Annotated in this window: 18 protein-coding genes; 12 read left to right on the top strand and 6 right to left on the bottom strand. The window is 31.7% G+C overall.

What is annotated here, in order from left to right; all coding sequences use genetic code 11:
• Window positions 1–38: 38 nt before the first annotated feature.
• The 3 genes from RH98_RS08515 (at window position 39) to RH98_RS08505 (ending at window position 2,241) form a co-directional block, all read left to right on the top strand.
• Window positions 39–635, top strand: coding sequence for a uracil-DNA glycosylase family protein (locus tag RH98_RS08515; RefSeq protein ID WP_010253009.1), 597 nt, complete (start codon window positions 39–41; stop codon window positions 633–635).
• Window positions 636–709: 74 nt separating this feature from the next.
• A complete protein-coding gene (locus tag RH98_RS08510; protein WP_010253006.1) occupies window positions 710–1,579 on the top strand; it encodes a helix-turn-helix transcriptional regulator in 870 nt (289 codons plus the stop codon).
• Between the two features lie 41 nt (window positions 1,580–1,620).
• Window positions 1,621–2,241, top strand: a complete 621-nt coding sequence (locus tag RH98_RS08505) for a hypothetical protein (protein ID WP_010253004.1) — start codon at window positions 1,621–1,623, stop codon at window positions 2,239–2,241.
• Window positions 2,242–2,286: 45 nt separating this feature from the next.
• On the opposite strand, the gene RH98_RS08500 is transcribed toward RH98_RS08505, so the two are convergent.
• Both RH98_RS08500 and ribD read right to left on the bottom strand, forming a co-directional pair.
• Window positions 2,287–2,913, bottom strand: a complete 627-nt coding sequence (locus RH98_RS08500; protein WP_010253002.1) for an IMPACT family protein — start codon at window positions 2,911–2,913, stop codon at window positions 2,287–2,289.
• On the bottom strand, window positions 2,910–3,983 hold the full coding sequence (gene ribD, locus RH98_RS08495) for a bifunctional diaminohydroxyphosphoribosylaminopyrimidine deaminase/5-amino-6-(5-phosphoribosylamino)uracil reductase RibD (RefSeq protein ID WP_010253000.1): 1,074 nt from the start codon (window positions 3,981–3,983) through the stop codon (window positions 2,910–2,912). Before ribD ends, RH98_RS08500 begins: the two co-directional genes overlap by 4 nt.
• Window positions 3,984–4,027: 44 nt before the next feature.
• Between ribD and prmC the strand changes: the two genes are divergently transcribed.
• The gene (gene prmC, locus RH98_RS08490; protein WP_010252998.1) at window positions 4,028–4,870 is read left to right on the top strand and encodes a peptide chain release factor N(5)-glutamine methyltransferase; all 843 of its coding nucleotides are present in this window, start codon (window positions 4,028–4,030) and stop codon (window positions 4,868–4,870) included.
• 56 nt (window positions 4,871–4,926) lie between these two features.
• Here prmC and RH98_RS15235 read toward each other — a convergent pair whose 3' ends face one another.
• Together RH98_RS15235 and RH98_RS08480 are read right to left on the bottom strand one after the other, a co-directional pair.
• A complete protein-coding gene (locus tag RH98_RS15235; protein WP_010252996.1) occupies window positions 4,927–5,409 on the bottom strand; it encodes a flavodoxin in 483 nt (160 codons plus the stop codon).
• A gap of 512 nt (window positions 5,410–5,921) precedes the next feature.
• A complete protein-coding gene (locus tag RH98_RS08480; RefSeq protein WP_010252995.1) occupies window positions 5,922–7,322 on the bottom strand; it encodes an NAD-dependent succinate-semialdehyde dehydrogenase in 1,401 nt (466 codons plus the stop codon).
• 222 nt (window positions 7,323–7,544) lie between these two features.
• Between RH98_RS08480 and RH98_RS08475 the strand changes: the two genes are divergently transcribed.
• The 3 genes from RH98_RS08475 to RH98_RS08465 all read left to right on the top strand — a co-directional run bounded on the left by RH98_RS08475 (window position 7,545) and on the right by RH98_RS08465 (window position 13,512).
• Window positions 7,545–7,877, top strand: coding sequence for a DUF6660 family protein (locus tag RH98_RS08475; protein WP_010252993.1), 333 nt, complete (start codon window positions 7,545–7,547; stop codon window positions 7,875–7,877).
• 72 nt (window positions 7,878–7,949) lie between these two features.
• On the top strand, window positions 7,950–12,302 hold the full coding sequence (locus tag RH98_RS08470; protein ID WP_010252991.1) for a CusA/CzcA family heavy metal efflux RND transporter: 4,353 nt from the start codon (window positions 7,950–7,952) through the stop codon (window positions 12,300–12,302).
• 10 nt (window positions 12,303–12,312) lie between these two features.
• Window positions 12,313–13,512, top strand: coding sequence for an efflux RND transporter periplasmic adaptor subunit (locus RH98_RS08465; protein ID WP_010252990.1), 1,200 nt, complete (start codon window positions 12,313–12,315; stop codon window positions 13,510–13,512).
• A gap of 84 nt (window positions 13,513–13,596) precedes the next feature.
• Here RH98_RS08465 and RH98_RS08460 read toward each other — a convergent pair whose 3' ends face one another.
• Window positions 13,597–14,091, bottom strand: coding sequence for a hypothetical protein (locus RH98_RS08460; protein ID WP_010252989.1), 495 nt, complete (start codon window positions 14,089–14,091; stop codon window positions 13,597–13,599).
• Between the two features lie 1,031 nt (window positions 14,092–15,122).
• On the opposite strand from RH98_RS08460, the gene RH98_RS08455 reads away from it, so the two are divergent.
• From RH98_RS08455 to RH98_RS08435, 5 genes are all read left to right on the top strand, one after another.
• Window positions 15,123–17,858 carry a TonB-dependent receptor gene (locus RH98_RS08455; RefSeq protein ID WP_010252988.1) on the top strand — a complete coding sequence of 912 codons (2,736 nt, stop codon included), beginning with the start codon at window positions 15,123–15,125 and terminating at the stop codon, window positions 17,856–17,858.
• A 7-nt stretch (window positions 17,859–17,865) separates the two neighbouring features.
• Window positions 17,866–19,254, top strand: coding sequence for a DUF4876 domain-containing protein (locus tag RH98_RS08450; protein ID WP_026038817.1), 1,389 nt, complete (start codon window positions 17,866–17,868; stop codon window positions 19,252–19,254).
• A gap of 3 nt (window positions 19,255–19,257) precedes the next feature.
• The gene (locus tag RH98_RS08445; protein ID WP_010252986.1) at window positions 19,258–20,751 is read left to right on the top strand and encodes a DUF6850 family outer membrane beta-barrel protein; all 1,494 of its coding nucleotides are present in this window, start codon (window positions 19,258–19,260) and stop codon (window positions 20,749–20,751) included.
• On the top strand, window positions 20,751–21,881 hold the full coding sequence (locus tag RH98_RS08440; RefSeq protein ID WP_010252985.1) for a cytochrome-c peroxidase: 1,131 nt from the start codon (window positions 20,751–20,753) through the stop codon (window positions 21,879–21,881). Before RH98_RS08445 ends, RH98_RS08440 begins: the two co-directional genes overlap by 1 nt.
• A 122-nt stretch (window positions 21,882–22,003) precedes the next feature.
• On the top strand, window positions 22,004–22,426 hold the full coding sequence (locus RH98_RS08435; RefSeq protein WP_010252984.1) for an SRA domain-containing endonuclease: 423 nt from the start codon (window positions 22,004–22,006) through the stop codon (window positions 22,424–22,426).
• Between the two features lie 48 nt (window positions 22,427–22,474).
• Here the strand turns inward: RH98_RS08435 and RH98_RS15755 are convergent, their stop codons facing one another.
• Window positions 22,475–22,651 carry a hypothetical protein gene (locus RH98_RS15755; protein ID WP_158427121.1) on the bottom strand — a complete coding sequence of 59 codons (177 nt, stop codon included), beginning with the start codon at window positions 22,649–22,651 and terminating at the stop codon, window positions 22,475–22,477.
• Window positions 22,652–22,912 lie beyond the last annotated feature (261 nt).

The raw sequence follows: 22,912 nt of genomic DNA, 5'->3' as shown, positions 1-22,912 counted from the left end.
AAAAGTGAATAGGAAAAATATAATTAAATAAAGTAAGTATGAGCAAAGTGAAATTTTTACCATGGATAGGAAGTGAGTATCAGAAAGGAATTAATGGGAAACGTATTTTAGTATTAGGTGAAAGCCATTATTGTGAAAATGCAAAGGATGCAGTGTCAAGTTTGACAATAGATATTATAAAAGATTTATTTGACGAGAATAGTTTTCATGAACCTTATAAAAATACTTATACAAAATTTGCGAAAGCTTTGGAAGGAGGAAATATTGACCTTTTAGGTAAGAAACGAATTTGGAATAGTATAGCATTTTATAACTATGTACAAGTACCTATTTCAGAAGCGAGAAAAGCACCTACTGCTGCAGAGTTTAGGGGGGCAGAAGAAGCTTTTTTTCAAGTATTAGAGCAATTACAGCCAGATTATGTAATAGCTTGGGGGCAGCGTTTATATGATAATTTACCTAATAAAGGAATGCAAGGTCAAGATTTAATAGTTTCTTCTATTGAATCTCATGAGGTGTGGTGTTATACATTAAATAATGGGAAAAATATACCATTGTTGAGGATTACACATCCTTCTGCCGCATTTAGCTGGGATGTTTGGCATAGGACAATTTTAGCATTTTTAAAATATTAAAAAGTTTTTTTGACTTGTGTAAAATGACAGTCAACACATTTAGGTTTGCACTGTCACTATATAACAATGAAATTATGAAAGAGTTAAAGAGGATATATAATATATTAGAATTATTTGAGAATTGTGAAACCTGTTCTAAAGAGGATCTTTTAAAGGCATCTAGTGAGGGAGAGAAGGATAGAGATGGAAATCCTAAAATTATAAGCTATGAAACTTGGAATCGCTTGCGAAAAAAGATGATTGAAATTTACGGTTTTGAAGTTGTTTACCATAAAGGTTCAGATAGTTACAGTTTAGAGTATATGGATCAACTTGATCGCGATAAACTAATGAAATTAATTCATCACTTTAAAGCAATGCAAGTTTTACAATATTCTTTAGAAGAGAATAAAGAAATGGTAGAACTTTTAGAGTTTGAACCTTGTATGAGTACGGGAGAAGAGACTCACCTAACAATCCTACAAAGAGGAATGATAGAAAATCAACAGGTGAAACTTACTCATCAGGGGTATCGTAGTGATGAAATGAGAGAAATAATTGTGAATCCGCTTTATTTTAAGCAGTATCAGAATCGGTGGTATTTAATTGGAGAATTGCCATATAATGGAGAATTCAGAAGCTTTGGTATGGATCGTATAAAATCTGTGAAATACACAGGTAAAAACTTTATTAATAGGATAAAGGAGGCAAAAGCGCGCTTTGATGAGATAGTAGGTGTAGATCTAGCAGGAAACGGTTTACAAGATGTAGTTATTGCTTTTGATCCGACACAAAAGCCTTATTTAGAGACTTTAAAACTTCACCACTGTCAGGTTGTTGTAAAGGATACTGAAGACAAATATATCATAAAGATTAGGGTAAATCCTAATTATGAATTACAGCAACAAATACAAAAGTATGGATGTCTTGCAGAAGTTATTGAAGGTGATTGGGTTTGTTGGTAGGGGAGTGTAGTAATAATAGTAATAATAATAGTAATAGTAATATGAGTGATACTAAATTATTTCAAGCAGCATATAAATTAATTACATCAGCAGAAGATATTGCAACTAATGTTTTACCAGAAGATATAGTGAGTATCGTAAAATGGCACTCAAGATTTGTGATAGGTGCAGCTTTTATTCCAATACCTGGGGTTGATATATTAGGAAGTGCGTCTGCTATATGGGGAATGTATGCAAGAATAAATGGGAAATTAGGGTTAAAGTTATCTGAAAATGTGATAAAGACAATAGCTTCTGGTGTAGCAACTAATTTATTAAGTTATGGTGCAGCTGTTGCAGTAGGTAGTGCTTTAAAATTTATACCAGGTATTGGCAGTGTTGGTGGAACAGCTTTGATGGCGGGTACTTTGTATGCTATAACCTTAGCTTCAGGATATATTTATATTAATATTCTGACAGCAATGATTAAAAAAAATGGAGGTCATCTGAATGTTACAGGTGATGAGTTAGAAAAAGAGTTGAAAAATTATATCACGAAAAATAAATCAGAAATTAAAGATTTTATTAAACAAGGAAAAGAATATTACAAAGAAAATAAGTCAACATTAAAAGTTAGTGATCAAGAAAAAGAAGAGATGAAAAAAGCGATTAAAAACAATTAAAATAATTTTATTAAACAATAGCAGTTACACTAAAACTGCTATTGTTTAATAGTCTTCACTATCAGCTTCGATGACCTTAACTTCATAGAAGGGTATAAATGCATCTAATGCTTGTTGGTATTCACTTTTGCGTATAGAAAGTTCTATTTCGCAGCTCATTTCCATTTTTTGGTTGAGAATATTTAGATTTTTTTCCTTGATAACCCGCATTACATTATTCATGTCTTTGTATTCAAAGCGCACTTTAAATTTCTTGTCTATTGTTTTTTCAATAATATCAGCTTCTTCCATAGCCATTTGTGCAGCGGCTCTATAAGCAGTAATCAATCCACCCACCCCAAGCTTTATACCACCGAAATAACGAACTACTACAATTAAGATATCCGTTACCTCAAATGATTGAATTTGACCGTAAATAGGAGCTCCTGCAGTGTTGCTAGGTTCGCCATCATCATTAGCTCGATAATATATTTGTTCTGCCCCTAATTGAAAAGCGTAGCACCAATGACGAGCATTGTAATGTTCTTTTTTGATGCGATCTAATACTTCTTTTACTTCTTCTTCCTGTTGAATAGGAAACGCATAAGCATAAAATTTACTATTCTTTTCTTTATATAAAACTTCTTCAGTTGGTTTGCTTATTGTTTTGTATGAATCAATTGCTTCACTCATGCTTTTGGCTCTAGAATATTTAATGTATCGTTTAAAATACGTTGTGTAGTGATTACTTTGTAATTATTTAATTTGGGAGCGTAAATTCCCTCGTTAAGATTATTTCCTCCAATAAAAATACGTGCTTGATCCCACAACTGTGCATCAATAAATGATTGTAAGGTGTAGGCTCCTCCTTCAATGACTAAAGAAAGGATGTTATGTCTGTACAATATTTCACAAATTTGGGGAGGTAAGTCTTTATCAAAATCTACATATTCATAAATTATATTATCATTAGAAAGCAGGTTTTTATTTGCTGTAATACAAATAGTCTTAGACTCACCATTAAATATTGTATAATCTTTATTAATTTTTCCTCGTCTATCAATAAAAATACGCACAGGGTGTTTTCCAAACCAATCTCTAGTTGTTAGAGAAGGATTATCGTCTATTACTGTGGTTGTACCTACTAAAAAAGCCATTTCTTCGCTTCTCCACTGATGAACTATTTGTTTTGAGTATCGATTAGAAATCCAAAAAGGTTCTTGACTGTCTTTAGTAAGTGGGGCAATAAAATGATTAGGGGTTTCTGCCCATTTTAAAATGATATAAGGGCGTTTTTTCTGATGAAAAGTAAAAAAGCGCTTATTGCTTTCTTGACATTCTTTTTCTAGTACGCCAACAATAACTTCTATACCTGCCTCTCTCATTTTTTGAATGCCTCTTCCACATACTTTTGCAAAGGGGTCAATTGTTCCAATAACAACTCTAGGAATTTGTTTTTCTATTACTAAATCACAGCAAGGAGGAGTTTTTCCATAATGACTACAAGGTTCTAAGCTTACATATAAAGTACTTTCTTTAAGTAAGTCTTTGTCTTTTACTGCGCCTATGGCGTTTGGCTCCGCATGAGCTCCTCCATAGGCGGATGTAAATCCTTCACCTATAATTTTATTATTATGTACAACAACTGCTCCGACAGATGGATTTGGCATCGCGGCAAAAGTTCCTTGTTTGGCAAGTTGCAAACAGCGAGAAATGTATAATTCGTGTTTTTCCAAAATTGATAAAACTGTATCTTTGAACAAATTTAAGCTTTTTAGCTAAAACTCCTTAATTTTAGTGTATAACTATGCAAGTGAAAGATTATCAGAAACGTTTTAAAAAATCTCTATCCCCTTTGTATGATGAGACAGAAGCTGAACAATTGTTTTTAATCACCTTAGAAGAATTAGAAGGGAAGACCCGTATTGATCTGATAATGCATCCAGAACTTAAGACGGATAAAAATCAGCAATGGGAGAATGTTTTACATGATCTTATGCAAGAGAAGCCAATACAGTATATTTTTGGTAAAGCGTATTTTTATGGACTTACTTTTGAGGTAAACGCTAGCACACTTATACCTAGAGCAGAAACAGAGGAACTTGTAGAATGGATTATTAATAGCGTCGATACAAGCAAGCCGATACGCATTTTAGATATCGGAACAGGAAGCGGTTGTATAGGTATTACTCTTGCAAAAGAATTGCCTTTAGCGCGTGTAACTTTAATGGATATTTCTAAAGATGCTCTTAACGTAGCTAAAAAAAATGCAAAGCACAATAAAGTACAAGTAGAAACTATTCTGCAAGATGTGTTACAGGTAGATACTTTGGTAGAGCAATATGATATTATCGTGTCTAATCCTCCTTATGTACGCAATCTTGAAAAAGTAGAGATAAAAAAGAATGTATTAGCCTATGAACCGCATTTAGCATTATTTGTGGAAGATGATAATGCTTTAATCTTTTATAGAAAGATTGCACAGTTAGCAAATGATAATTTGCAAGAAAAGGGCTTGCTGTTTTATGAAATTAATCAATATCTAGGCCCAGAAACAGTTGCTTTATTTGAGTCTTTGAATTTTACAGATGTAGAGCTTAAAAAAGACATGTTAGGTAATGACCGTATGGTAAAAGCAATAAAGAAATAATCACTTACCCAATTTTATGAATTAGAAAATAAAATTGGGTACATGACTTTTATTAATTAAGAATGTAATTCTACTTTTGCTAGTTGAGATAACCAATCTTTTATTACTTGTTTTGCACTAATCATATCGCTATTGGCAATAGATAAAGGTTCTTTTACAGTAGCAGTCGGTGCTAGGTTTTTTAAGTCATCTATGCTAAAACCAGTTCCAAAACCTAAGTGAGTATTTACAGGAAGAATAACTTTGTCGGTAAGATTGTGATTAGTTAAAAAAGTGCGCATAACTGGTGGAAGATGTTTGTCCCATACTGGATAGGCAAGCAGTATAATGTCTTGTTTACTTAAATCAATTGATATAGGCGTGTACTTAGGTAATACATTATTTAAGTTTTGTTGTACTACAATTTCTTTCGCTGTATCAAAGTCTGTAGGGTATGGAATATTTGGAATAAGTCGTATTGCTGTAGCTTGTGTATATTCTTGAATATCTTCGACTACTTGTTTGGTAATATCTGTATTGGAGAAATAAATAATTAGCATGTTTTGTGGATTTTAAAAATTACTAGTTATTAATTGTTTAGCCTTTACAAGGTAGATAAAAAGAGTGTTTTATAATAGTGTTTTAATAGTAGATTTACCTCTAAAATAGTATGATATCAATCATAAGATAAGACATTAGATATATGGAGTTGTGGTTTGTAAACATCTTCTCCTTTGTATAGATATCTGTAGACTAAGGTGCTATTTACCTCGTACTTTTCTGGTTTTTATTATTAGAGTGGGGGAGTAATTATGTTGCTTTTAATTTTTAGTAAGAAAGCCTGACTGTATGGGATGACTATTCTTTTTTACAGTTGCTATTAATTACTTATGCTTTTAATCGCATGCAAGGCATCGGAAGATATAGATCAATGTAGAGAGTAACTACAAAATGTGGAATGTGTCTTTGTGTTGGGGTACAATTAAACAAAAAAAGGCTCCCACTGTAAAAGTGAGAAGCCCCTTTTTCTAAATAAAACAATAAGCTAATTTTTCGACCATCGCTTTCCTAACTAGTAGGCATTGTTTATATCTGTAACTCGGATAAGTTTTTCATTTACAAACTCATGGATACCGTACTTAGCTTGTTCACGACCATATCCAGATTTTTTAGTTCCACCAAATGGTAATTGTGGAGCGATACCTGTAACATGGTTTATATATACCATTCCAGTTACTACTTGTCGAGCAACTTCTATACCACGATTTTTGTTTTCAGTAAATACACTTCCACCTAAACCAAACTCAGTATCATTTGCCAATTTAATAGCTTCTTGTTCATTCTCCACTACATAAATCATAAAGACAGGGCCAAATATTTCTTCTGAATAGGCATCCATACCTTTTTTAATATTAGTAAGGATTGTTGGTTCCATAAACCATCCATCTCTATCTAATTTTTTACCACCATATACTAAAGTAGCACCTTGTTCTACAGCTTTTGCTACTTGTTTTAGTACATCTTCTCTCGCTTTTTCACTACTTAATGGTGCTAATTGTGTTTCTGGGTTTAATGGATCTCCTACTTTTACTTTTTTAACTGCCTCTGTAACTCCTGCAATAAATTGATCAGCAAGTTTTTTGTCTACAATCATTCTTTTTGGTGACACACATACTTGACCAGCATTCCATAAACGACCCTCTACAGCTCCGCGAACTGCTTTGTTTACATCTGCATCATCAAGAACGATGAAAGGATCACTTCCTCCTAACTCAAGCGTTGTTTTTTTAATGTGCTTACCAGCAGCAGCAGCTACACTAGATCCTGCTGGCTCACTACCTGTAAACGCTACACCTTTTACTCTATTATCTGCTATAATAGTATCTACTGATGCCCCAGGAACAAATAAGTTAGTATATACTCCTTTTGGTAAACCGCACTCGATAAAGATATCTTCCATGATTTGTGCACATTGTGGTATATTAGAAGCATGTTTTAATACCATGGTGTTTCCTGCCATTAAGTTCGGTGCAGCAGAGCGAGTGATTTGATAGAAAGGGAAGTTCCAAGGTTGGATACTTAAGATTACTCCTAGTGGTTCTTTACTGATAAAAGCTTCTCCAAAGGGGGTATCAATTTTTTCATCAGCTAATAGTTCGGCTGCATTGTCTGCATAATAGTCAAAAATATCAGCACATAGCATTACTTCTCCAATACTCTCCACTAATAATTTCCCCATTTCCAAAGTAACTAATTTTCCTAATTCTTCTTTTCTATCGCGAAAAGCTTTTGCTACTTTGTGTATGATTGTTGCTCTCTCAGCAATTGTAGTTTTTTTCCAAGTATTGAAGGTCTTATCAGCTACTTCCAAAATATTATTAATTTGGTCTGGCGTCATTACTTCAAACACTTTTTCTTCTTTCCCAGTAGTTGGGTTTATCGTTTTAATATTGGATTTAATTTGTGTACTCATAATATTATATATTTTAGTTATCTACTAAATTACCTATTTTAGTAATAGAAAAATACTAAAATATGTTAAAATACTTTTTCTGTTTAACTCTTTAGTGTTATTGCTTTGAAAAGTATATTTGATTATTGCTACATCTTTGCTAAATTTTGCAATTCTATTGCATTTATTGCATAAAATTATAATTTTTAAAGCATGAATGTTTTTTTATAGTAATTTAGCATCATGGCAATCTACAGAGGTATAGTGTATTTTATCTTTTCGTTACTTATTTTATTTGTAGCGGCATATCCTTGTGCAGATAAATACATTGATTATTCACTTGAAAATACTGTAGACCATTCTTCTGTCGTACAAGAAGATATGGATAATGATTTTATGGATCATTGTTCTCCTTTGTGTAGTTGTACTTGTTGTGCTGCTTCGATAACAATCGCTTACACTTTAAGTATTCCTCTTTTTATTGAAATTCAACATTTAGAAAAGCTTCCATCACAGTATGAAAGCTTATACAAGAGTATAGTATATAGCATTTGGCAACCCCCTAAAATAGTTTAAGTAAATCAGTTAATAATCAACAATTAATAGTTATTGAATTGTTGGTATGTTTTATTTATAAAAACTATAAAAATGCTAGACAAAATCATTCAGTTTAGTATCCGAAATAAGTTTATTATAGGAATATTTGTACTTGCCCTTATTGGGGTGGGGAGCTATTCTTTAAAGAAACTTCCAATGGATACTCAGCCTGATATTACGAATAATCAGGTACAAATTATTACTAGTTCGCCTACACTAGCCACGCAAGAAGTAGAGCAATTCATCACTTATCCTATTGAGCAAGCGGTAAAACCAATTCCAAATATTGTAGAATTGCGATCAATAAGCAGATTCGGATTAAGTGTTGTAACAGTCGTTTTTACAGAAGATACAGATATTTATTGGGCTAGAAATCAAATTTCAGAAAAACTTAAAAGTACAGAGGAAATTATTCCTCAAAAAGTGGGAACGCCTGAGTTATCTCCTGTAAGTACGGGATTGGGGGAAATTTATCAATATGTTGTTTATCCAAAAGAAGGTTATGAAGAAAAATACAATAGTATGGATCTTCGTACGATACAAGATTGGTATATTATACCGCAATTAATAGGTGTAGAGGGAGTGGCTGAGGTCAATACTCTTGGAGGTCAGCTAAAGCAATACGAAATCGCTGTGCAGCCAGATCGTTTAAAGAGTATGAATGTTTCTATTCTTGAAATATTTGAAGCACTAGAGGCTAATAATGAGAATACAGGAGGAGCTTATATTGATAAGAAACCTTATGCTTATTTTATTAGAAGTGTCGGTATGGTCAATAGCCTTGAAGATATTGAGCGTATTGTAGTGAAGAATATTAATGGTACTCCAATACTTATTAGAGATGTTGCAGATGTTCGTATAGGTAGTGGTATTCGTTATGGTGCAGTTACAAAAGATGGAAAAGGAGAAGAGGTAAGTGGAATGGTGATGATGCTTAAAGACGCCAACACTCAAGAGGTGGTTAAAGCTGTAAAACAACGAATAGCTCAGATAGAAAAGTCATTGCCAGAAGGCGTTGTTATTGAGTCATTTATTGACCGCACTAAACTAATCGATAAAACGGTAAGTACGATACAAACTAATTTAATAGAAGGTGCTTTAATTGTTGTTTTTGTATTGGTATTATTATTAGGAAATTGGAGAGCAGGACTCATCGTTGCTTCAGTTATTCCATTATCATTACTTTTTGCTATTTCAATGATGAAGCTTTTCGGAGTCTCAGGTAATTTGATGAGTTTGGGAGCAATAGACTTTGGGCTTATTGTAGATGGTGCAGTGATTATAGTAGAAGCTATTGTTCACAGGCTTCATAGTAGTAAAAATAGATTGCTTAGTCAGCAAGAGATGGATGAAGAAGTATTTGGAGCAGCTTCTAAAATTAGAACTAGTGCTTCTTTTGGTGAAATAATAATTCTTATTGTTTATTTACCAATTTTAGCATTAACTGGTATCGAAGGTAAAATGTTTGGTCCAATGGCTATGACAGTTTCTTTTGCTATTCTAGGTGCTTTTATACTTTCACTGACTTATGTGCCGATGATTTCTTCTTTATTTTTAAGCAAGCAAGCTGGTAAAACAAAGCCCAATTTAAGTGATCGATTAATTGATAAACTATACAGTTGGTATAAACCTGTTTTAGAAGGCGCTTTTAGAATTAAGAGATTGGTATTATTAATAGCATTTAGTCTTTTTGCTATTGCAATTATGGTGTTCAATAAATTAGGAGGTGAGTTTATTCCTACCTTGGATGAGGGGGATTTAGCCACCCATATTATTATTTCATCAGGAAGTTCACTTTCTCAAGAGATAGAAACCACAACCAAGGCAGAACAGTTATTAATGGAGCGATTTCCAGAGGTAAAGATGGTCATCTCAAAAATAGGAAGTGCTGAAATACCTACAGATCCAATGCCTATGGAAGCAGCTGATATGATTATTATCTTAAAAGATAAGAAGCAATGGACTTCAGCCAAAACGAAGGAAGAGCTTATCGATAAAATGGAAGCTGCACTAGATGAAATTCCTGGTGTAACAACTGAGTTTTCGCAACCTATACAAATGCGTTTTAATGAGTTAATGACAGGAGTGAGAAGTGATGTCGCAATTAAGGTGTTTGGAGAGGATTTAGATCGTTTAGCTAGTATAGGAGATGATATTAGTGAATATATTAATGATATTAATGGAGTATCTAGTATTAAACTTGAGCGTGTAACGGGACTCCCACAAATATCAATACGCTATGACAAGGATAAGTTGGCATTATATGGACTTAAAATTGGAGAGATTAGTCAGATTATCCGTACGAGTTTTGCAGGAGAGAATGCTGGCTTTGTTTATGAGGGAGAGAAGCGTTTTGACTTAGTAGTACGCATGGATGAAGAGCATCGTCAAAATATTGATAATTTAAAGGCAATGTTTATTCCTCTTGCTAATGGTAATCAAATACCGCTAGAACAAGTTGCTGATATAGATTATGAAGATGGTCCTATGCAGATAAGTCGTGAAGATGGAAAGAGAAGAATTGTATTAGGATTTAATGTTAGAGGGCGAGATGTAAAAAGTGTAGTAAATGATATTCAAGCTCGATTAGATCAAAAGTTACAATTACCAGATGGATATTATATTACTTATGGTGGTCAATTTGAAAATTTAGTAGAAGCGACTAATCGCTTAATGATAGCAGTACCTATTGCTTTATCATTAATATTTATTTTGTTGTATTTCACTTTTAAATCTGTCAAACAATCATTAATGATTTTTACAGCTATCCCTTTATCTGCAATAGGAGGAGTAGCAGCTTTATGGCTTAGAGATATGCCTTTTAGCATCTCAGCAGGAGTTGGGTTTATTGCTTTATTTGGTGTTGCAGTATTAAATGGTATAGTGCTCATAGGACAGTTTAACCACTTAAAAGAAGAAGGTTTAGGATTGTACGAACGAATAATAGAAGGAACAAAAGTACGCTTGCGTCCTGTATTGTTAACAGCAGCAGTTGCTTCTTTAGGTTTTTTACCGATGGCAATTAGCACAAGTGCCGGGGCTGAAGTACAAAAGCCATTAGCTACTGTAGTAATTGGCGGACTTATAACAGCCACCATACTTACTCTAGTAGTACTACCTATTATATATTATTATGAAGAAAAAGGAATTGGTATGGGGAGAAAAGCAAAGAATATAATTACAATTTTAGCATTACTATTTGGTGGATCAACTATTGTGAATGCACAAGAAATTAGGATGATTTCTTTAGAGCAGGCACTTGTTTTAGCTAAAGATAACAATAAAGCGATTAAAGTTGCTGATTTAGAAGTAAAGAGTCAGGAGATGATGCGAGGGACTAATTTTGATTTACCAAAAACTGAAGTGACAACTGGGTTTGGGTACTTAAATGGGAAAGATCAAAAAGATGTGAGTTTAAATATTAGTCAAACGATAAGCCCTTTTACTTATGCCAAGAAAAAGCAAGTATTGAACAAAAATTATGAAACGAGTATAATACAGCAGCAAGGAGTAGAAATAGTTATCGATTATACCATTCGACAAGCTTGGGAGAATATGTTATTTGCTATTTCTAAACAATTATTGTTAGAAGAACAAGCAGATTTATTAAAGGGGTTTTCGAAGTCGGCAAAATTGAGATACGATACAGGGGAAACTACTTTAATGGAAAGTAATGTTGCAATTGCCAAAGAACAAGAATTAAATGTATTATTAATACAGAACAAAACTTTTCTTGAAAATGAAAAGTCAAAGGTAAAAGCACTACTTGATTTAGAAGAAGATTTTATACCTGCGGAGAATGCATTAGTTTATGATAAACATAATGCATTAGCTACTTTAGATTTAAGTAATAATGTTTCTCTTTTACTTGCAGAAAAAGAGATTGAAACCCTTGAAGCAACTCGTGCATTAGAGAAGTCTTCTCTATTGCCTGATTTAACACTTGGGTATAATGTAGAGTCCCAAGCTGGAACTGTCTTAGGTAATAATGGATTGAGTAAGACATATGGCAAAGATTTACGAATTTCTAGTTATTCGGTAGGTGTATCTATACCCGTTTTTTTTGGAAGTCAGAAAAAACGTATTAAGGCAATGCAGTATGAAGTAGATCAAGTAGTGATTAAGAAAGAATATTTGCACAAGCAGTTAGTCGAGAGTATTGATCAACAATTAGATATTATAAAAGCACAAGAGAACGTAATTGATTATTATCAAGGAAATGCTTTAAAGAATGCTTCTATTATTAAAGATCATGCTAATAAATCGTATAACAATGGAGATATTTCTTATGTAGAATATATTCAGTCGGTAGAAACGGCATTAACTATTCAATTAAACTATTTAGATGCAGTACTTCAATACAATTTAAGTCATAATACGCTGCATTACCTTGTTAACCAGTAAATAATTAGAGATGAAAAAAAATATTATAATATTTGCGCTATTGATAACGGCATTGTTATTTAGTTGTAAAGGAAAAGAAGAAGATCATAGTGGACATGATCATACTAATGAAAATAATGAAAAGCAAATTGATGAAAATACTAATAAAGAAGTAGAATTAAATGCTGCACAGTATAAAGCAGCAAATGTAGAATTAGGAGGTTTGTCCAAAAAGAATTTGACAGATGTAATTAAGGTAAATGGACAAACTGAATTACCACCTCAGAATCAAGCTGATGTTACTTCTTTTGTCAGTGGTAGTATTACTCAGATTTATGTTAATGTTGGGGATAGAGTTAGTAAAGGACAATTATTAGCTACTGCAGAAAGTCCTGAGTTTATTAAGCTTCAAGAAGAGTATTTAGTATCTAAAAGCAATTTAGAATATTTAGAATTAGAATATAAAAGACAACAAACGTTAAGAGCGGAGAATGTCAATTCAGAAAAGACTTATCAAAAGATAAAATCTGATTTAACAATTGAAAAATCTCGTTTTACCTCATTGAGTAATCAGTTGAACCTATTAAATGTAAATCCTAATGTGCAGAGCAGAACACTGCGAATCATAGCACCTATATCTGGTAATATTTCTAATATAGGGGTAAAGATAGGATCCAATATGTCTTCAGGACAATCCTTGCTTTCAATAGTAGATAACTCTAAAATACATTTAGATTTAATGGTTTATGAAAAAGACTTACCTAATATTGCAATCGGACAAAAGGTATCTTTTACTTTGACAAATATTAATAAAACAGAGGTAACAGCAACGATATTTAGTATAGGAAAAGCTTTTGAACCTGGTACAAAAACGGTAGTAGCACATGCAAATATTGACAAAGTACCCGAAAATCTAATTCCTGGCTTGTATGTTAATGCTTTAATCCACATTGGTCAGCATGAGGTAGAAGCACTTCCTAATGATGCTATTATAAAAGCAGATGGACGAGAGTTTATCTTTGTTTTAGAAAAAGATGATAATGATAATGAAGTTGAGGAGCACTATCATTTTCAGCGTATTGAAGTAAAATCGGGTGTAAAAGAGCTAGGCTTTACAGAAGTTACATTATTACAGCCAATAGAGATTGGCGACAATATTGTATTAAAGGGAGCTTATTATTTGCAAAGTCACTTGGTTAAGAATGAAGGAGGTGGAGGTCATAGTCATTAATTAATAGTAAGCAGATCTCATAAATAAAAAAGGGTTGGATGATAATATTATCATTCAACCCTTTTTTATAAAAGTCAAAATTACCTAGTTATAAAGAGGTTTTAATTTGGCTATAATTGCTCCTAAGTCATCAATAGGTAGTTTTACGGCACTGCCAATTATTTTATTAGCAGATTGCATAATTAGTACTCCTTTTCGATCACTTTCATAGCCGATAGGTTTGATTTCAAATGATACTTTATTGTTCGTAACTACATATTTTTTGCGTTTATCTTTAAACCAACCATAATCAGGTTGATACTCTATTTGATGTTCTCCAAAGTAAAATTCTTCTTTTCCTTTTGTATTCCACAAAGCAAGGCGGAAAATAAATAAACTAACAAAAAGTAATGCTAGAAAAATCATCAGATGCCCAACAGTTATTGCTCTGCTAACTATAAAAAAACTTGCAATAATACCTGTTAATGGCAAGATAAACCCTAATACTGCTAATAGGAAGAGTAAGAATCGTATAAATATAGGTGCTGGTTTAACTTTAAGAATCAGCGTGCGTTTATTTAGGTCGTATTGTTTTTCCATAAAGTCTAAATTAATGAAAATAAAGCTAATAATTCTTGAAAAATTTTATAAAAGAACAGATTTATTACTATTATTCATTCGCTTCAATTAATAGTTCCATTGTTATTAATTATTGTAGTACAAATATTATGTAATGTTTATTACTATCCTTATTTATGATAAATAGGCTATTATATATTTTGCAAAATTTTATATATTTGTATAGTTAATCAGTGTTCTAACTGGAATTTTTAACTAAAAGTACACAAATCAAAGTTCGTGTTTTTATCTTAAATTGACTGTAAATAAGTCAATTTAACATCCCCTTTTTTTTAATTTTTTTGAAATCTAATTCGGAATTAATCCGAGTGTTGTTCGGGTATTGTTGCAGTATTGTTCGGATATATCCTGATTTTTACAGTGCTGATTCGAACATTTCTCGAACACTCCCCAAACAAAATACCTATATAACCTTTTGAAATGCTTTGTAAGTATTGTAAATGCTGGGGTTTTAATGAAAATAGTTGTACTATAAAAGGTAAATAAGAGTCATTTTAGTTCATTATTTATACTAGAAGTAAGTAGTTATAATCTTTTTTAGTAATGATATAATTAAGTGGATAATAAAGGAAGTATTTTTTATGATTTTCAAAGATGAAAGTGTTTTACTAATAGAAAATAGGGATGTCGAATTATAATTAACTTCAGATCTTTTTATAGAATAAAATTACTTCTTATTCGCTCTTTTAATAGTGTTAACTTGCTTTGTATTTTTACATTTTCTACTATTTTATTGTTTGAAATACTTTTTATTTATTTTTTATTATTTAATCCTTTAATTAAAGTTATTCTAAATAATACTGGTTTATTTAGAGTTATTTTAAATAAAATCTTTGTTAAAACATTATTAAATAGTAATAAGAGTTAAAGAATTTTAATAAGCTGTTTATCTGTATAATAGCTATTTTAAGCATTCCTGTCTGAGTGTAATGTTTTGTCAAGTGAGTATATTTCATATATTTGCACTCGCTTATTTAAACTTAATAAAAATAATGAACTCTATATTTAATAGACTTAAAATTGCAATACAGTCATTTTGTGTATGCTTTTTTATGTGTGCATCATTTGTAGCGAATGGACAATCAAATCAAGTTCTATCTGGTAATGTTTTAGACACAAAAGGAGCTCCTTTACACTTTGCAAGTATTGTACTGGATAATGGAGAAGTGTATTATACAGATGAAAAGGGAGCTTTTAGTTTTTCTATTCGAAAAGATTTCATTCCAATCACCATTAGTTATGCAAATAAACGTTCTATTCGAATTGAGGATTTTAGTCATTTCAAGGGGTATAAAGGGAAGTTTGTACTTTTAGATCTCTCAATAACTTTAGATGAAATAAATATTGTATCTCCTACTACACGAGCACAATCAGGTTCTAATACCGCTATTGTAATAGACAAAGAGGCAATAATGGAAGCACAAGCCTTTAGTTTAAAAGACGTATTAAATAATTTGCCAGGCCACGCAACTGTTCGACCAAATATAGATGCTGCTCAAACTATTAATTTAAGAGGGACATTTGATAGTAATGTAGGTGGAACTGTTCAGCAAATGAATAATTCTTTTGGAGTGGCTATTATTATGGATGATGTAAACTTGACAAATGATGCTAATATGCAGACCCGTAGTTTGTCACAGTTTGGTTTAGATGGTGCTTCAAATGGTGTTTCTCAGTATAATATTAAAGAGCTTACCTATCAAGGAATTGATTTAAGAGAAATACCTGTTGAGAATATTGAAAGTGTTGAGGTTGTTCAAGGTGTTGCCTCAGCAAAATATGGCGAGTTAACCGATGGAGCTATTATTATTAATCGCCAAGCAGGTCGTACCGATTATCAGTTTTCTACAAATATTAATAGAGGAGCTACTTCTTACAGTTTATCTAAAGGTTTTGCTCTACCGGGTAAATGGGGAGCTCTGAATTTATCAATGAATTACTCTAAAAGTAATAGTGATCCTCGTGATAAGGTTCAAGAGTATAATCGAATAAATCAAGGTATTATTTGGACTAAAAATTTTGGTTCTGCTGTAAAGAACACATTGAGTTTTACTTATAGTCGACGTTTAGATAATGTAAGACAAGATCCAGACGACTCATACCTAAGAAAATTAAAAGCATCTGATGATTTTTTTAGGGTTTCAAATAGAACTAATATAAAAGTAAACACTCGACTGATTAAAAGTTTGGATATTAATCTTAGTGGATCTTACGGAATAAGTAATACTTATAATCAAACACTGATAAATAAAGGTCCTTTTCCTATAGCAAATAAAGATACAACAGGTGTTTATGAAGGGAAGTACATTGATGGTCGTTATATAGCAATTGAAGAAATAGAAGGAAGACCATTAAGTTTAAGTGCAAATATAAATATTTCAACGGATGAAATAGGAAATCGATTTGAGCATAAAATTAGTTATGGAGGTTCTATTAATTACCATGATAATTTAGGGAGGGGAACTATTTATAATGCAAATAGTCCCCGATGGTTTCAGAATGCAGCACAAAATGAAAGACCGTATAATTTTAGACAAAATGAAGCAGTAGCGAATTTTGGAGCTTATTTAATGGATAATTTTAGATGGTATTTATTTAATCAACCAGTAGATGGAAATATTGGTATTCGTTTAGACGTACAAAATAATAAAGTTAGTTATCAGCCTCGTCTAAATATGGCTTATCAAATAACTCCCTCTAGTCGATTAAGTATTGGTTATGGTATTTCTACTAAAGCACCTTCTCTGGCTCACCGTTATCCTGCACCGATTTATTTAGATTTTCCAATATTACAGTTTTTTGATGATTCTAATATAAATAATAGTTTGTATTTAGTTAAGACACAAAAATTAGAAACGAATAATAATCATTTAAAACCATCTAAGTCAAGTCAGTTAGAAATAAGTTTTACTCATACAGGAAAGTTCTTAAACAATAGTATAACTGCTCACTTTAAAGATAATAAAGATGGTTTTGGTACAAAGCGTTATTTTGTACCAATAGATGTACCAGAATATAGAGTAATAGGGGAACTTGAAAAAGGAAAACCAATAGAATATGAGCCAACTGGGAATTACAAAACTTATACCAACTATTTTATCCGCACCATGACCAATAGTGTGCGTTCTAAGTCGTATGGAGTAGATTGGAATCTCTCTACCCAAAAGATTCAACCCTTGAACTTGTATTTAGGAATGTCAACTACTTTAGCTTATAGTGAATATTATGATACTAATCCTACTATTGATGAAGTAACTGATGAAGAATATAGAAATAAGTATGATTTGTATTACACTGTATTTAATCCTACAAAAATGCGATCATTGTCTTTAATGAGTAAGTTTAGAGCTACTTACCATATTCCTAAGATTGGTTTTATTGTAACATTGTCTAGTGATGTATTTTGGTTCAGAAAGGGATTAAATAAAGAACAGACTTATGCCAATGAGTACTTAGATATCAATATGCAGCCTATTATTAAGCCGATTGCAGATGATATTAAACGTGCCATCTCGAGTGCTAATAATAATTACGAACAACCTACTTTTTTTATTATTAACCTCAATGCAGCTAAAGAGATAAGAAAGAATATTCGAATAGGAATAAACACATATAACTTTTTAAATATTCAGATAAATAAAGAACGAAAGCTATCAGATGGCTCCGTTTCACGAATAAAATATAGTTCACCTTTTAGTATAACAGGATCGATATCCATTAAATTTTAGAAACCTAATGAAAAACAGAATTTTAATTTTAACCATGCTAATATGCAGTTTGCTAATTGTAAGCTGTAGCAATGATGATAGTAATTCAGAGTATGCAAATACAATAGAAACTCGTTTTATTGCTTCTTTAATAGAAGGACAAACTGACTTGCCTATTCCGTTTGAGGGAACAACAATTGAACTTACTAATAAGTTAAATGGAAATAAGAATACAATAACTTTAGATAATCAAGGGACAGCAATAGTAAAACTACGACAAGGAAGTTATAGTGCTATTGCAAGACAAAGTTTAACTAAAGAAGTTTACAATAAATTAATTGATGATACTAAGAGTTTAGAAGATAAAGCTGAAGATGACATTATTACTTTAACTGCAAATATTGATGAAATAAAAATTGATGCAGCAGCAGAGGTGAAAATTGCAATGAAAATGAATAAAACTGTAGTAGGAGGTTTTGTGTTAAAACAAATTTACTATGCAGGTTCAAGTTTGACTGATGGAGCAGCTTATAGAGATCAATTTATAGAAATTTATAACAATAGCTCAGAGACACTTTATGCAGATGGTCTAATGTTAGGATTATTACATAACTCTAGTTATAGATCATATAATGAAGATGGGCCTTATTTATTACCTTCAAAACAATATGATTGGTCAAAATCTGAAGGAAACACAGGAGAAGGGAATTTAAATAATGATTATGTATATGCAAGTAACTTATTTAGAATACCTGGTAATGGAACACAATATCCAGTAGAAGCAGGAAAAAGTATTATAATTGCTGGTACAGCTATAGATCATACAAAAACATATATCACAACCGATGCTACAAAATTAGTAGATCCAAATAAAACTATTGATTTAAGTAATGCTGATTTTGACGCATATGTTTTAGATTATTTAAAGAAAGAATTTGATATTGATATAACTAAAACACAGTATCGATATAATTTATATACAGTAGGAATTGGAAAATTAGAAGTTTTAAATCTACAAAGAGGAGATTTAGGTTTGCGCTTTGCTACTGATGACGGTATTGTTTTAGTACAGTTACCTAAAGAAGAAAATGTTCTAACTTATCCTAAAGTAAAAACCCCAAAATCAAACGATAGTAATATGTGTGTGCGTATTCCTAACAAGTTCATTGTGGATGGAGTTCAAATTAGAAATGCTAAAGATAATAGGGTAGCTCCTCGTAAAGTTCCAGAATCAGTAGACAGTGGAAATACTTTTGTTCCAAATGGTACTTATTCTAGCCAAGCTTTATTGCGCAAGACAAAATATAAATTAAATAATGGTCGTAGAGTACTTCAGGATACAAATAATTCTACAGAAGATTTTGTAGTAATAGACAAACCTGTATCATCAAAAGGAGAAGATTCATTTACAAATTAAACAATGAAAAAAAGTGTATTGTTTATCTTAGTTCTAATGTGTCAAGGAATAAATGCTCAGTCAAATGCTGAGCGTTTAGACCTATGGCAATACCAAAAGAATAAAAGGTTATTTGTTCCACAACAAATGACTTTCTTGGTAGGACAAACAGAAGAATATGGTAAACTCCAACTGGAATATCAAAAAACTTCAGGAGATTTTAGAAAAAGTCAACAAGCAGAAGAGCAGCGCTTATATCAATTTGATGTCGAGGGATTCACCGATATTGATCGATTTAAAGCATATGGTCGTTTTACCTTTGGTATACGCCATGAAGATGGTTTAGCTAATGATTTGAGAAGTGGTAAAAAAGATGAATTTCAACCTTTTTATTATTATGCAAATTTCCCGAATAATATTCAAAATCAACAGTATTTTGCTACAACAATGTTTAGCTATGAAATTGTTCGAAACAAATTATATGGTGGATTTGGTATAGATTTCGATTACAATTGGACTACAGGTAATCGCGATCCTCGACCAGATATTACGAATTACTTTATTCGATATAAATGGGATTTGACTTATCGTTTAAATAAACATTTAATAGGAATAGGATATGCAATGGGACGTACATCAGAAGATATGAACGAAATGATGTTTAAAAATAGCGAGATAATGGCTGGAAATAAATATCCTGATCGTTTTGTCAATGTAAGTCTTGGCTATGGAGATATTGTATTGAGTAGTAATAATAGAAAGTTAGAGCGAGATGGTCATGAGAATCGATTTAACATTGCTTATCAGTATTCGGCAGAACAACTAGAGGTTTTATTATATGCAGATAAAAAAGATTATCGCGAAAATGCCGAATTAAATAAAGCTTCTGAAGCTTTTAGTGTTTATAATAAATATAATAATGATCAAATTTCTTTTAAATCGTTAGTTACCTATAAAGCAACAGAAAAAAATAATTATCAATTTGGTCTTGAATACTATAATTACCAAGGACAAAATAAACGAACTGTAGAAGGAATTAATTATGAAGCAAATCATTCTTTGTTTACAGGATTATTTCAAGCTTCCTATCTTTCTCTTTGGAAAGATGTCGATATGGAATTTGGATTAACAGAACAACTAGAATCGACAGAGCGAAAAGATTTTGCAGTAGGAAATAAATTAAAATATCAGGGATTACTTAGCAGTGTGCATATTAATGCTATTTATCACCAAAATAATGGTTTTTATCGAATGTCACTTATGCCAATGTATCGCATGAAAATGACAAATAATAAAGATCTAGAACCTACGCAAGAAACTAATTTTACTAAACAAGTTATTTTGCCAGATTTTAATTATAATAGTCAAAATGTTTTTGGATTAAGAGGAGAAATAGGATATGGTACCAAAGCATTAATTAATAAGTATTACTTATATTTTTCTTTGGGGTATCAACATTTTGGAGCGGATAGCCAAAGTAGAAATACACTAACAGCTTCAGTGAATATGTATTTATAATGAAAGGAAGAGGTTTTGGAATTATAGGAAGTATCATTTTGATTATTTTCTTAAACTTTAAAGAATTTAATGAGAAAGTATCTGGATATGAATCAATAGCAGATTTGAGACATGCCTATGAACAAGATACTGCTTTTTGGCCTTCTGCTACATTAGATAGTACTGCTGTTTTTAAAGAATTAGGAGCATTATTAGAAGGTCCAAAAATTAGTAAAAATGATAAGCCTTTAGTGGAATTAGGAAAGATGTTATTTTATGATCCAAGATTGTCTTCGTCCAATAAAATAGCTTGTGCAACTTGTCATATTGATAAAGAACATTGGGCTGATAAAGAAACATTAGCGATAGGACACGAAGGTTTAGTAGGTACTCGTAATACGCCAAGTATTGAAAATGTATGGATACAAAATGAACTCTTTTGGGACGGTAGAGCAAATAGCTTACAAGAACAACAAACTATGTCAATAGAGAATCACGTAGAAATGTTTCAAGATATAGAATCTTTGCCTCAAAAGATTAGTGTTATAAAAGGATATCATAAGTATTTCAAAAAGGCATTTGGTACAAAAGAGATAACCAAAGAACATATCTTAGATGCTATTGCTGCTTTTCAACGAACAATAGTTTCGAATCCTACATCTTTTGATAAGTTTGTACTAGGTGATTATAAGCAATTAAGCGATCAGCAGGTCTTAGGACTGCATTTATTTCGCACAAAAGCACGATGTATAAATTGTCATAATGGACCATATTTTACGGATTTACAATATCATAACCAAGGTTTTACTTTCTATAAGAGAAAACGAGAAGATTTGGGAAGGTATAATGTAACTAAAGACCCTAGAGATGTTGGAAAGATGAAAACACCAGGATTGCGCAATGTGATGAATACTGGTCCATGGTTTCACATGGGAATATTTCCTAATATTCAAAGTTTAATGGGCATGTATAATGCGGGAATGAATGTACCATATAGAAGGGAGGAGTTTAAAGATGATCCAATGTTTCCTGTTACATCACCACTTATAAAGCGATTAGAATTAACCAAAGAGGAGCAAGCAGCTATTATAGCTTTTTTAGAAGCTTTAAGTTCAGAACCCATGCTGGTGGAAAAGCCTGAGTTGCCATAGATAACTTTTATCGAAGTAAGATAAATATAAAACGTAAAACTAGTGCTTATACGTTTTTTTTATATTAGGAGATTATTTGTTAAATAGTTAATTTTAATAGGTTGATAATTAAATGTGTAACTATGGAAATAAAGGATTTTGTAATCGGTAAAGAATATTCTAATAGGGATATAATGAACGCTTTTAAATGTAGTACAGAAGGAGGTATTCGTTATGTGAAAAAAGAGAATCATTTGGTGTTAGTAAGTAGTCTAGCTGGCAAACAGAATATTGCACCTGCCAAAGATAGAAGAGAAGGTGATGTTGTTTTTCATGCAGGTGTAGGTAAAAAAGGAAATCAGGAGCTAAAAGGAGCAAATAAGCGCCTTGCAGATGCGATAAAAGACAAAAGTAAATTATATTATTTTGAAGTATTCAAACCTAGTGTATATACCTATCAAGGAGAATATCAATTGCTTGATGCCAACCCAACTATAGAAATACAACAAGATGCAGAAGGTAATAATAGAGGGGTGTTAATGTTTAAAATAAAGAGAATTTCCTAGTTATAAAGTGATTATATAGGATTTAATATGAATTAAGTAGTCAAAACATTAGCGACACACACCACAACTTTTACCATTAACAGCACAATGCTTGCAATACTTACAGTTTTTACATGCTTTACAATTAGATGCTCCTGTACAAGTAGCAAAAGTACTTTCATAGTAATAGGCACCCGCTGCAGTAAGTGTTAAAGCAATCATCGACAAAAATAAAAACTTTTTCATAAGGCAATTTTATATTTTCTTAAAAAGGGAAATAACGTATTTTCTTCAAAATTAATATAATATATAATGTATCTCCGTTTAGTGTCATACTACTGATTTAGTGGGAAAACTGTAGCTCTTTCAAAAACATAACTAACTAATATACAATATTTATAAAAAGTCGTTGTATGTTATTTTGTTGAATAAATAATCACCTATCCTCCTTTATTATATCAAACGAACATACGTTAATATATTGATATGTTAACAGTAATAAACAAT

This window comes from Myroides injenensis M09-0166 (assembly GCF_000246945.1).
GTDB lineage: Bacteria > Bacteroidota > Bacteroidia > Flavobacteriales > Flavobacteriaceae > Flavobacterium > Flavobacterium injenense.
The sequence above is the reverse complement of the archived record's forward strand: the minus strand, read 5'-3'. Positions and strand labels throughout refer to the sequence as shown.